10 protein-coding genes are annotated in these 12,455 nt (G+C 62.1%); 5 read left to right on the top strand and 5 right to left on the bottom strand.

Annotation, left to right across the window (positions count from 1 at the left end; genetic code table 11):
• Positions 1 to 129 precede the first annotated feature (129 nt).
• Positions 130 to 1,152: a LacI family DNA-binding transcriptional regulator gene (locus tag HGO38_RS20130; protein WP_250957689.1), complete on the top strand. Its 1,023-nt coding sequence runs from the start codon at positions 130 to 132 to the stop codon at positions 1,150 to 1,152.
• An 11-nt stretch (positions 1,153 to 1,163) separates the two neighbouring features.
• Positions 1,164 to 1,601: a VOC family protein gene (locus tag HGO38_RS20125; protein WP_250957688.1), complete on the top strand. Its 438-nt coding sequence runs from the start codon at positions 1,164 to 1,166 to the stop codon at positions 1,599 to 1,601.
• An 11-nt stretch (positions 1,602 to 1,612) separates the two neighbouring features.
• Here HGO38_RS20125 and xylA read toward each other — a convergent pair whose 3' ends face one another.
• From xylA to HGO38_RS20100, 5 genes are all read right to left on the bottom strand, one after another.
• A complete protein-coding gene (gene xylA, locus HGO38_RS20120) occupies positions 1,613 to 2,923 on the bottom strand; it encodes a xylose isomerase (RefSeq protein ID WP_250957687.1) in 1,311 nt (436 codons plus the stop codon).
• 150 nt (positions 2,924 to 3,073) lie between these two features.
• Positions 3,074 to 4,531, bottom strand: coding sequence for a xylulokinase (gene xylB, locus HGO38_RS20115; RefSeq protein ID WP_250957686.1), 1,458 nt, complete (start codon positions 4,529 to 4,531; stop codon positions 3,074 to 3,076).
• Positions 4,532 to 4,555: 24 nt separating this feature from the next.
• Positions 4,556 to 5,581: a LacI family DNA-binding transcriptional regulator gene (locus tag HGO38_RS20110; RefSeq protein ID WP_250957685.1), complete on the bottom strand. Its 1,026-nt coding sequence runs from the start codon at positions 5,579 to 5,581 to the stop codon at positions 4,556 to 4,558.
• 153 nt (positions 5,582 to 5,734) lie between these two features.
• Positions 5,735 to 7,324, bottom strand: coding sequence for a DHA2 family efflux MFS transporter permease subunit (locus tag HGO38_RS20105; RefSeq protein ID WP_250957684.1), 1,590 nt, complete (start codon positions 7,322 to 7,324; stop codon positions 5,735 to 5,737).
• Positions 7,325 to 7,352: 28 nt separating this feature from the next.
• Positions 7,353 to 8,564 (bottom strand): HlyD family secretion protein, encoded by a 1,212-nt coding sequence (locus HGO38_RS20100; RefSeq protein ID WP_250957683.1) that lies wholly within the window; start codon positions 8,562 to 8,564, stop codon positions 7,353 to 7,355.
• 135 nt (positions 8,565 to 8,699) lie between these two features.
• On the opposite strand from HGO38_RS20100, the gene HGO38_RS20095 reads away from it, so the two are divergent.
• The 3 genes from HGO38_RS20095 (at position 8,700) to HGO38_RS20085 (ending at position 12,226) form a co-directional block, all read left to right on the top strand.
• The gene (locus HGO38_RS20095; protein ID WP_502941603.1) at positions 8,700 to 9,425 is read left to right on the top strand and encodes a TetR/AcrR family transcriptional regulator; all 726 of its coding nucleotides are present in this window, start codon (positions 8,700 to 8,702) and stop codon (positions 9,423 to 9,425) included.
• A gap of 105 nt (positions 9,426 to 9,530) precedes the next feature.
• Positions 9,531 to 10,286 carry a TerC family protein gene (locus HGO38_RS20090; RefSeq protein ID WP_250957682.1) on the top strand — a complete coding sequence of 252 codons (756 nt, stop codon included), beginning with the start codon at positions 9,531 to 9,533 and terminating at the stop codon, positions 10,284 to 10,286.
• Positions 10,287 to 10,453: 167 nt separating this feature from the next.
• Positions 10,454 to 12,226 (top strand): SLC13 family permease, encoded by a 1,773-nt coding sequence (locus tag HGO38_RS20085; RefSeq protein ID WP_250957681.1) that lies wholly within the window; start codon positions 10,454 to 10,456, stop codon positions 12,224 to 12,226.
• Positions 12,227 to 12,455 lie beyond the last annotated feature (229 nt).

The following is a 12,455-nucleotide window of genomic DNA, read 5'->3' as shown; positions in this document are numbered from 1 at the left end:
ATGTAAACCTTTACATGGTCACTGTAAAGGTTTACATAGAGGCATAACGTGGATTTTCCTCGTACAAGCTTTGACCTTCAAGCCAGTCTGTGTAGTGTCCCGCGCAACGAGACTCCAAGGCAGAACGCAGTGTCGAATTCCTCACCCGCCACCATCGAAGACGTCGCCCGGATCGCCGAGGTTTCGATTGCCACGGTATCGCGGGCCATTCACATGCCGGAGAAGGTGGCCAACTCGACGCGGCTGAAAGTCAACCAGGCGATCGCCATCACCGGCTATACGACCAATGCCATGGCCCGCAGCCTGCGGCTTGGCCGGTCGAACATGATCCTCGTCGTAGCGCCCGATATCGGCGACCCCAATTTTTCCAGCATTTTGGTCGGGCTTGAAAACGAGGCGCGCTCCCACGGCTATGGCGTGCTGATCGGCCATACCCAGAACGACGCCCAGCGCGGCCTGGAATATCTGAAATTCTTGAATTCCAACCAGGCCGCCGGCCTGATCCTGTTCACCGGCATCCTGCCCTTCGGCCACCAGACCATGACCGCCCGCCTGCCGCCCTCGGTCGGCGTGTTCGAGCCGGTGTTCAACGGCGGCATTCCCTATGTCGGCGTCGACGATATCGAAGGGGCCCGCAAGGCCGTCGACCTGCTGCTGTCGGAAGGCCACCGCAAGATCGCCTTCATCGGCGACAGCAAGACACGGCTCGCCTATCACCGACGTCGGCTTGGCTATGAGGCGGGCCTCGACGCGGCCAACGTGCCGGACAGCCTGCGCATCATCCTCGAAGGCGACGGCACGATCGAAAGCGGAAGGCTCGCCGTCGAGCAACTGTTCATGCGCGACACGCTGCCGACCGCCTTCATGTGCGTCAACGACCAGACGGCGATCGGCCTGATGATCGGCCTGTCGGCCCGCGGCTACAATGTCCCGCGTGATTTCTCCGTGACCGGTTTCGACGACGTGCCGCAGGCAAGCTTCATGACCCCCTCGCTCACCACCATCCGCCAGCCCCGCACGGCGATCGGCAAACATGCCATGGCGCTGCTGCTGGAACTGCTCTCCGACGGCAAACCCGCCGAGACGGAAATCCTGCTGCGGCCCGATCTGGTGGTCAGGAATTCGGTGGGGCCGCCGCGTCCTCATAAATAGGGATGTCATCCATGCGACTGGGCAGGATCACCATCTACGCACGCGATGTGGAAGCAACCGTCAGCTTTTATGAGAAGTATTTTGGCTTCACGGCTCTCCGCCTGGAAGGCGACCGCATCATCGAACTCGTCAGTGCCGATGGCGGCGCCAATCTCATGATCCATGCGGCGGCGAAATCCCAGAAGATGGGACAAGTCCTGGTGAAGCTCGGCTTCGACGTGGAGGACGTTGCAGGATTTTGCGCCCGGTGTGCCGAACAAGGCCTGCATTTCGGTCCGTTGCACAAAGCGGACGGCTATGTCTTCGCCAATGCCAAGGACCCTTCCGGAAATCCGATTTCCGTCACCAGCCGGGCCTCGGTAACGCCTGATGGCGCCAACGGCAACGGCCAGAGATCGAATGCGAACGGCCACCGCCAAAACACCGGAGGTGGCCGCTCCTTGCTATGACGTGACCGATATCACACGTAACGGTTCACCACATTCTCCAGATATTCCTGGCGGCCGGACTTCGGTTCCGGGCTGATATCCTCGTTCTCCACCTTCTCGGCAATCGCGTCGAGGGAGAGTTCGCCGCGCAGCATCTTCTGGGCGTCAGCGCTGTCCCACTTGGCATAACGCTCGTTGAGCGGTGTCGACAGGGCGCCGTCGTCGATCATCTTGGCGGCCGCCTTCAGGCCGCGGGCGCAGCAGTCCATGCCGCCGATATGACCGATCAAGAGGTCGGCGGGATCGAGCGACTGGCGGCGCAGCTTCGAATCGAAATTGGTGCCGCCGGTGGTAAAGCCGCCGCCTGCCAGAACCTGGTAATAGGCCAGCGCCATTTCCGGCACATTGTTGGGGAACTGGTCGGTATCCCAGCCGGACTGGTAGTCGTTGCGGTTCATGTCGATCGACCCGAAAATGCCGAAGGCATTGGCCATGGCCAGTTCATGCTCGAAGGAATGGCCGGCGAGAATGGCGTGGCCCTGCTCGATATTGAGCTTCACTTCCTTCTCCAGGCCGTACCGCTGCAGGAAGGCGTAGACGGTGGCGACATCGTAGTCATACTGATGCTTGGTCGGCTCCTGCGGTTTCGGCTCGATCAGGATCGTGCCCTTGAAGCCGATCTTGTGCTTGTATTCGACCACCAGGTTGAGGAAACGGCCCATCTGGTCGAGCTCGCGCTTGAGGTCGGTGTTGAGCAGCGTCTCATAGCCTTCACGGCCGCCCCACAGCACGTAATTCTCGCCGCCGAGCTTCATCGTCGCGTCGAGGCAGGTCTTCACCGTCGCCGCCGAGAAGGCAAAAACATCCGGATCGGGGTTGGTCGAGGCGCCGCTCATGAAGCGGCGCTGGGAAAACAGGTTCGCCGTGCCCCATAGCAGCTTGACGCCGGTGGCGGCCTGCTTCTCGGCGAAATAGTCGACGATCTCGTTGAGGTTCTTGGTGTTTTCCGCAAAGTTGCGGCCTTCCGGGCGCACGTCGGCGTCGTGGAAGCAGTAATAGGGCGAGCCGAGCAGCGAGAAGAATTCAAACGCCACATCGGCCTTCAGCTTGGCCGCCTGCATGCTGTCCTCGAACCACGGGCGCTGGAAGGTCTGACCGCCGAACGGATCGCCACCCGGCCAGGTAAACGTGTGCCAATAGGCGACAGCAAAGCGCAGGTGATCTTCCATGCGCTTGCCGTTGACGATCTCGTTGGGATTGTAGTGGCGGAAGGCCAGCGGATTGGTGCTGTCCGGGCCCTCGTATTTGATCTTGGGCGTATCGCCGAAAAAGCCTGTCGTCATGGGGTATCCTCCTGTTGAATGTCTAGCATATGCGGCCCCTCATCCGCCTGCCGGCACCTTCTCCCCGCCTGCGGGGAGAAGGGACTTGCCGCAGCGTTTCCGTCCCCTCGCCCCGCTTGCGGGGAGAGGGTCAGGGTGAGGGGCAAATTCTTACGATGGATTCAGCGCCTTGATCGCCGGATAGACCGAGCGATAGCGCTGGTAGGCTGTCTCGTAATCCGCGCTGAGCCCCGCCACCGGCTCGATCGTCTCCGAGGTTGCCGGCGCCGTGCAGACAGAGATGGGGTCGGCACCGGTTGCGGCAATCAGGCCGAGGCGGGCGGCGCCGAAGGCGGCACCGAAATCGCCGTCAGCCGGGATGTCGACCGGCATGTCGAGGGCGGTCGCGATCGAGGCCAGCCAGTAGCGCGAGCGCGAGCCGCCGCCGATCGCGGTCACCCGGCTGATCGAGGTTCCGGCCGATTTCAGCGCTTCGAGATTGTCGCGAATGGCAAAGGACACGCCCTCCAGCACCGCCTGGGTCAGCACCGCCCGGTCGCTTTCATGGCCAAGGCCGAGGAAGGTCCCGCGGATCTTTGCATCATTGTGCGGCGTGCGCTCGCCTGAGAGATAGGGCAGGAACGTCACGCTCGACGGCGCCTTCAGCGTGTCGCCGAGTTCCGAGGTCAGGTCGCCGGCCGATTTGCCGGTGACATGGGAATGCCAGTTGAGCGCATCGGTCGCCGACAGGATGACGCCCATCTGGTGCCAGGTATTGGGCAGTGCATGGCAGAAGGCATGCACGGCACTTTCCGGCTTCGGCAGATAGGACCCGTTGGCGGCAAACAGCACGCCCGACGTGCCGAGCGACACGAAGGCCTGGCCGGCCGCCACCGTGCCCATGCCGCAGGCCGAGGCCGCATTGTCCCCCGCACCGCCGGCAATCACCACACCGGCACCCATGCCCCATTCCGCAGCCAGTTCGGCTTTGAGGAGACCGGCCTGTTCCGTGCCCTCGACGAGCCCCGGCATCTGGCTTTCGCTGAGCCCCGTCGCCTCGAGCAAGGCGCTCGACCAGGCCCGCTTGCCGGTGTCGAGCCAGGCGGTGCCCGCCGAATCCGACATGTCGGACAGGTATTCGCCGCTCAGCCAGAAGCGCAGGTAGTCCTTGGGCAACAGCACCTTGGCAATCTTGGCAAAGATCTCCGGCTCATGTTTGGCGACCCAGGCGAGTTTCGGCGCGGTAAAGCCGGGAAAGACGATATTGCCGGTCAGGGCGCGGAAGCGCGGGTCGGCGTCAAGGGCGGCGGCCTCGACATGGCTGCGCGTATCGTTCCACAGGATGCAGGGCCGCAAAACCTCGCCGTCGCTGCCGATCAAGGTGGCGCCGTGCATATGGCCGGACAGGCCGATGCCCTTGACGGCGCTAAGCTCCCGTCCATGGCTGGCCTTCAGGCCCGCGATCGCCTGCTGCGTGGCGCGGATCCAGTCGACCGGATATTGCTCCGACCAGCCGGGATGCGGCCGCGACACGTCGAGCGCCCCGTTGGCCGAACCGATCACCCGCTGATCGCCGTCGATCAGCAGCGCCTTGACACCCGAAGTGCCGAGATCCAGTCCCAAATACATCATAGGTCTCCATGCCTTTGCCCCTCAGGGCAGATTGTCTCGCAGAAAAATATCGAGCCGGATGCGCTCCTGGGCGCTGAGTACCGGCAATCCGTCCGCCTTGGCCTTCAAGAGCCGGATGGCACTGCGTACCTCGTGGCCGGCATCCTGGTTCAGCACCGCATCGATCCGGCCGGACAGAAGCGCTGCCCGCGTCGTCTCGGTCAGTTCATGGGCGATCACCGCCGGTCGGACCGGCAGGTGCGCCGCCTCCAGCGCCCGCACCAGCCCGCGATTGCCGGCCCCCAGGCTGTAGAGGCCGGCCAGATCCGGCTGAGCCGCAAACAGGTCGGTCACGATTTGCTCGACGAGCCCCGGATCGTCGCGCCCCTCCAGAACCGGTAGCAGCGACACCTGCGGGAATTCCGCAGCCATCACGGCTCGAAACCCTTCGAAACGTTCGCGGTGGTCGCGCACCAGCATCGAACCGGCGATTACCGCCACCGTTGCCGGTCGCCCGGCCAGGAAACGCCCCAGCAGGCTGCCCGCCGTGCGGCCCGCCGCCATATTGTCGATGCCGGCATAATGATGGCGTCGGGACCCTGGCAGATCCGATACCAACGTCACCACAGGAATGCCGGCCTGCACCAGATTGTCGATCGCCACGCGAACTTCGGGTGCATCGACCGCCACCAGAGCCACGCCGGCCGGACCATCGGCCAGCACGGCGTCCAGCGCCGCGGCAATCGCTTGCGGATCGAAGGGCGGCACCTCGACAATAGAGATGGTCGTGCGCTCCTGCCCCGAGCGCGCCCTGGCGCCTTCCACCTCGCGGCGCAGGGTTCGCATGAAGGAATTGTCGTTGGAGGGCAGAATGAAGACCAGCGGATAGACCCGGCCCTTGGCCAGATTGGCCGCGGCCAGATCGCGCACGTAGCCGAGTTCACTGATCGCCCCTTCGACGCGCTCGCGCGTCTCCGCCCGCACGCCGGCGCGCCGGTTCAAGACCCGGTCGACGGTTGCCAGGCTGACGCCCGCATGGGCGGCGATATCGTGCACTGTAGGCTTCATGTCTCCTCCGGCGCCGACTCCTAGCGAAGTTCTTGAGGTACGTAAATCATTTTCTGATGGACGTACGTCATTTCCTGCTTGGGACTGGAAACGCGACAAGGCCGTCGCTTTGAGACGACGGCCTTATGCGCTGCGGTGGATTGGTGAAAGAAGCTAGTGGCCGCTGCCGGGCGGCGGTGCGGCTTTGGGTTTCTGGATCAGCATGGCCATGAAAACGAGCGCGCTGAACAGCACCGTCAGCCCCAGAAACACGTCAATGAACGACATCATCCAGGCCTGTTTTGTCACCAGGCCCGAAAGCCTGGCAAGCGCCGTCGACGTGCCGTCGAGTCCGTAGGAGTCGTAATTGGCGCCGATGTCGTCGAGCCAGCTGACGGCTGCGGGATTGCTCCAGGTGACATGTTCGGACAGACGGGCGTAGTGATCGTCGGTGCGCTGCGTCAGCATGGTGTTGATGATCGCCAGGCCCACGGCGCCGCCGAGGTTGCGGGTCAGGTTGAACAGTCCGGAGGCGTTTTTCATCCGCTCGGGCGGCAGGGTGCCAAGGGCGATATTGTTGATCGGCACCATGCAGATCATCAAGGAACAGCCGCGCAGGATCTGCGGCACCAGCAATTCGTAGAAATCCCAGTCCGCCGTCATCTGGGTCATCAGGAAGGTTCCGGCGGCAAAGCCTGCAAAACCCGCCATCATCATCACCCGCGGATCGAGCCGGCTGGACAGCGCACCGGCGACCGGCGCCGTCAGGAACATGGCAAGACCGGAGACGAACATGGTCTCGCCGATCATCAGGGAATCGTAGCCGCGGATCCGGCCGAGATAGAGCGGGTAGAGATAAGTCAGGCCATAGAGGCCGACGCCCATCACGAAGGAGAACAGCGAACCGAAGGCGAAGTTTCGGTTGGCAAATGCCCTGAGATCCACCACGGGGAAATCGACCCTGAACACCCGGTAGAAGAAGATCATGCCGCCGATCACCATGGCGACCGTGCCCATGACGATATGCTCGTCGTTGAACCAGTCCTTGGAATTGCCCTCTTCCAGCACGAATTCCATCGAGCCGAGGAAGACCGCCATGGTCAGCAATCCCCACCAGTCGAATTTCTTGAACAGGCTATATTCCGGCTTGTCGAAATCGATCAGGCTCCAGGTGACGGCGGTCACGATGATACCGGGAATGACATTTATCAGGAACAGCCAGTGCCAGGACATGGCATGGCTGATATAGCCGCCGATGGTCGGCCCGATGGTCGGCGCCAGCGTCGCGACGAGCCCGATGATCGGCGAGACGATGTTGCGCTTGGAGGGCGGAAAGATCGTGAAGGCTGCGGCAAACACCGACGGGATCATGCCGCCGCCGATGAAGCCCTGGATGGCGCGGTAGACGATCATCTGCTCGATATTGGTGGCGGTTGCCGCCAGCGCGCTGGCAAGCGTAAAGCCGGCCGCCGAGACCGAGAACAGCACGCGGGTCGACACGATGCGCGCCAGGGCTCCCGATAGCGGGATCATGATGACTTCGGCGATCAGGTAGGAGGTCTGCACCCAGGCGATCTCGTCGGAACCGGCACCCAGGCCTGCCTGGATCTCGGACAGCGAGGCGGAGACGATCTGAATGTCGAGGATCGACATGAACATGCCGAACACCATCGCGAAAAACGCGATGATGCGCTTGGGATCCATGCGCTCCTCGGCCTTCGGGACGGTGATGCCGCCAGCACTTGGGCTTACTGTGGTCGCCATCGTTGGTCCCGGCCTCTTGTTCGACGGACTACTTGGCAGCGACGGCCGCGTCGGCGGGGGCCGTACGCGTATCGACATCGACCACGACGCTGAGGCCCGCCCTGAGGCGTCCCTGCTTCAGGGCCTCTTCGGGCAGCGCGATCCTGACCGGCACGCGCTGGATGACCTTGGTGAAATTGCCCGTGGCATTTTCCGCCGGCAGCATCGAGAACACCGAGCCGGACGCCGGCGCAATCGACGTCACCGTTCCGATCAGCGGCTCGTCCTCAAAGGCATCGACATGGATCTTGACCTTGGAGCCCGGCACCAGATGCGCGATCTGCGTTTCCTTGAAATTGGCATCGATATAGAGGTCCTGGACCGGCACCAGCGCTGCGAGCCGCTTGCCGACGGACACCAGATCGCCGGTCTGCACCGCCAGATTGCCGACGACGCCGTCATAGGGTGCCTTCAGAACGGTGAAATCGAAATCCCGCTGCGCCTTCTGGCGCGACAATTCCAGCGACCGCACCGAGCTTTCCGCCTCGGCACGCTGCGCCCGCAATAGCTCGATATTGGCCTTGGCCGACGAAATGCTCGCGTCACCAGCCACCAGGTTGGCGCGCGCCTGATCGAGAACCACCTGCGCATTGTCGAGCGAGGCAACGGTGCCGACCGACTTGGACTGCAGCTCGCCTGCCCGGCGCTGGGTGATAACGGCGCCACGCACCGCAGCCTCAAGCGCCACTTTCTGCGCTTCGGCCTGTTCCAGCGACGCTTGCCCGCCAACGATCTGCGCGTCGATACGCTTCAGGGAGAGCATCTCGGTTTGGATGGCCGCGTCGGCCTGCTCAAGCGCGATGCGATAATCGCCATTGTCCAGGGTGACCAGCGGATCGCCCGCCTTGACCCTCTGGTTGTCCGTGACGTTCACCTCGGCGACATAGCCCGAAACCTTGGGCGAGATGATCGCGATGTCGCCTTCGATATAGGCGTCTTCGGTCGACACCATGAAGCGCCCATTCGTCCACCAGGAATAACCGTACCAGCCGCCGGCCGCCACCAGGGCAAGCAGGATCAACGGCAGGACCGGGTTGCGACGCTTGGCCTTTGGCTTTTCGGTAACGGCAGCGCTGGCAGCGACGTCAGCCGAGACCGGTGCACCCGCATCATCCACCTTGGCCGTGTCGTCGACGCCTGTCTGCGGCGTGGTCTGAAGATCGACGGCGCGAACGGCGCCTTTTCTCTGCGTGCCTGACATATCGTTACCATAGCGAGTAAATTGTGAAGAATTACCGAACTGAACCGTTCGGTTCGATTTGACATAGGGCGTTTTATACCACATATCAAGCGTTAAAGAACGTATCAGTTCGACAGTGTTAATTTTAGGTTGGAAATGAGCGAAGCAGCGGACAAAGACAAGATGGCGGAGGGCTTAGAGAACTGTCCTCCCTATATGTGTGCGCCGATTTCGGGCCGTTTTGCGGCCGGCGCCGATCCTGTCAAACGCGAGCAGATTCTCGACGGTGCCAAGCGGGTTTTCATGAAGCTTGGCTTCGATGCAGCCAGCATGAACGACGTGACGCGGGAAGCCGGCGTTTCGAAGGGGACGATCTATGTCTACTTCCAGAGCAAGGAAGACCTGTTTGCCTCGCTGATCGAACGGGAAAAAGGCCGCTTTGCCGAAGAATTGCGCGATCTCCTGGCCCGCGACGGCTCGGTTGAGGATCGCTTGCTGCAGTTTGGCCTGACCTATGCCCGTCATGTCGTCAACAGTGACATGATCCCGGCCATGCGCACGGTGATCGGCGTGACCGATCGCATGCCCGGCCTGTGCACACGTTTTTTTGCCAGCACGCCGAGCAATGCCCAGACGGTGTTGCAGGAATTCATCGAGCGCCAGGCTGAGGTGGGAGCCCTGAGCGTCGATGACGCGGATCTGGCATCGCGTCAGTTCATCGATCTGTCGACCAGCATTCTGTTCAAGCGGCGCTTGTTCGGGCAAATGACCAGCACCCCGGATGTCAACGAAATCGACCGGATCGTCAAAAGCGGTCTGCGTGTCTTCCTGGCGGCCTATGGGCCTGCCGGCAGCGAGGCCGCGAAAGCCTCGCCGCAATAACAGGTTACGGGTATTTTTAGTCCTTTTACGGATGACACCTTGCCGATCCTTCTCGCTAGCGCCATTTGATGCTATCGCGAAGACACCGCCAACCGGAAGAGCCCCATGCAGGACATCGCCCTACTTCTCCAGGATCCCGCCGCCTGGATCGCCCTGATCACGCTGATTATCATGGAGGTCGTGCTTGGCATCGACAACCTGGTCTTCATCTCGATCCTGACCAACAAGCTGCCCGAGCATCAGCGCGAATCCGCCCGCCGCATCGGCATCGGCCTTGCGCTTGTCATGCGTCTTGCCCTGCTCGGCACCGTCGCCTGGATCGTCCAGCTGACCGAACCACTGTTCGTGCTGTTCAATCATGGCTTCTCCTGGAAGGATCTGATCCTGATCGCCGGCGGTCTGTTCCTGGTCTGGAAGGCCACCAAGGAAATCCACCACAGCGTCGATCCGGTCGACAAGGACGGCGACTTCATCGCCTCGACCGCCAATGCCACCATGACGGCCGCCATCGGCCAGATCCTGCTGCTTGACTTGGTCTTCTCCGTCGACAGCATCATCACCGCCGTCGGCATGACCGAGCACCTGCCGATCATGGTGGTTGCCGTCATCGTGGCCGTCGCCGTGATGCTGCTCGCCGCAAATCCGCTGGCCAAGTTCATCGAGAAGAACCCGACCGTCGTCATGCTGGCGCTCGGCTTCCTGCTGATGATCGGCATGACGCTGATTGCCGACGGCATGGGCTTCCATGTTCCCAAGGGCTACATTTACGCAGCCATGGCCTTCTCCGGCCTGGTGGAAGTGCTCAACATGTTCGCCCGTCGCAAGAAGTTGTCCGACAAGGACAAGAAAAGCATGCATTGACAGGCGTCGCCTGATCGACTCCGGCAGGCCCGCGGAAACCTCCGCGGGCCTTTTCCATGTCTGACTGCAGCTTTTGCTCGGAACAAAGCGACATCCGTTTGCATTCCGACTGCGATTTCTGCCGTTCTTCCCAAATCCCTACCCCCATCAGAATTGACTGGAGCACCATGTCCACCGAGCAAATTCTTGCGTTTTCGGTCATTGGCCTGATGATGGCCGCCTTCATATGGGATCGGTTCCGCTATGACATCGTGGCCTGCGTGACGCTGGTGGCTGCCGTTGCCCTTGGCCTGGTGCCGGTCGACAAGGCTTTCTCCGGCTTCAGCGACGATATCGTCATCATCGTCGGTGCCGCCCTGGTGGTCAGCGCCGGCGTGGCGCGATCGGGCATCGTTGATGGGGCCATCAAGCGCTTCTTTCCACGGCTGAAATCGATCCGCGGCCAGATGCTGCTTTTGATCGTCACCGTAACGATCCTGTCGGCCTTCATCAAGAATATCGGCGCGCTGGCCATCATGATGCCGGTCGCCTTTCAGTTTGCGCGCCGCTCCAACAGTCCGCCATCCATTTTCCTGATGCCCATGGCGTTCGGTGCCCTGCTGGGAGGCTTGATGACGCAGATCGGCACCTCGCCCAACATCGTCGTCTCGGGTCTTCGCAAGGAGATCACCGGCGAAGCCTTCACCATGTTCGATTTTACGCCGGTCGGCGCCACGCTTGCCGTCACCGGCACGATCTTCCTGATGTTCTTCTACTGGCTGGTGCCGCGCCGCGAAAACCAGAATCCCTCCATGCAGGAGGCGCTGGAAAATTCGACCTATGCCACCGAGGCCACGCTCACCAAACAATCGCCCTTCATCGGCAAGCCCCTGAACGACCTGCTGATGCTCGCGTCGGGCGACGTGATCGCAACTGCAATCTTACGAGGTCACACCCGCATGTCGCCATTTCCGGATGTGGCGCTGAAGGAGAGCGACACTTTGCTGCTGGAAGGACCGTCCGAAGCGCTGGACCGTATCGTTTCCCAGGCCCAGCTCAGCCTGTCCGGCAAGCCGATCGCGGAGACCGACGCCAGGAAAGGGGAAATCAGCACGATCGAAGCCGTCGTGGCGCCCAGTTCGGTGCTGGTGGATCTGTCGGCACGCGACGTGTCACTGTTCAACACCTATGGCATCAACCTCCTGGCCGTCAGCCGGCAGGGCAAGCGCATCAAGGAGCGGCTGGGCGAACTGACCCTGCGCACCGGCGATGTGGTGGTGCTGCAAGGACATCGCAAGACGCTTCCGGGGGCCCTGCAGGGACTGGGATGCCTGCCTTTGGCCGAACGGGAAATTCTGCTCGGGACTTCGCGCAGCGCCCTGATCCCGATCATCATCCTGATCGCCGCCATGGGATCGACGGCCCTCGGCCTGGCCCCAGTCGCCGTTGCCTTCTTTGCCGCCGCCCTGGCCATGGTGATCTTCAAGGTCATTCCGTTGAGCGAAATCTACCGCGCCGTCGATGGCCCGATCCTGATCATGCTGGCCGCCCTCATCCCGGTCAGCGAGACCCTGCGCACCACAGGCGCCAGCGAGAAGATCGCGGAATGGCTGGGGCAAATGGCCCATGGCATGCCGGCCTATGGCGCACTGACGCTGATCCTGGTCACGGCGATGGCGGTCACGCCGTTCCTCAACAATGCCGCCACCGTTCTCGTGATGGCACCGATTGCCGCGAGCTTCGCCGCCAATCTCGGCTTCCGGCCGGATGCCTTCCTGATGGCCGTGGCGATCGGCGCCGGCAGCGACTTCCTCACCCCGATCGGCCATCAGTGCAATACGCTGGTGATGGGACCGGGCGGCTATCGCTTCAGCGACTACCCGCGCCTCGGCCTGCCCTTATCACTGCTGATCATTGTCGTGGCGATCCCCATGCTGCTGCTGGTCTGGCCGATCACGTGAGATCGATTGGCAGGACCCATCGGTCCCATGACGATCCCCCAAAAGGAGAAAGCCTGCGTCGGGCGGGACGCAGGCTTTCGGGTAGGGACGGGCTTCGCGAATGAAAGTCGGGCTGGGGGTAAGGGGGCACCTGCTTTATCTTTGGTCGCTGAAAGAACACGGATCCAATCCTGTCTTTTTCGTCTCCGCGGAATAGGCTGACCCAACCTTCATTCGTGGGGTCTAACGC

Origin of the sequence: Rhizobium sp. CG5 (assembly GCF_023701945.1) — a bacterium.
Classification (GTDB): Bacteria; Pseudomonadota; Alphaproteobacteria; order Rhizobiales; family Rhizobiaceae; genus Allorhizobium.
The sequence above is the reverse complement of the archived record's forward strand: the minus strand, read 5'-3'. Positions and strand labels throughout refer to the sequence as shown.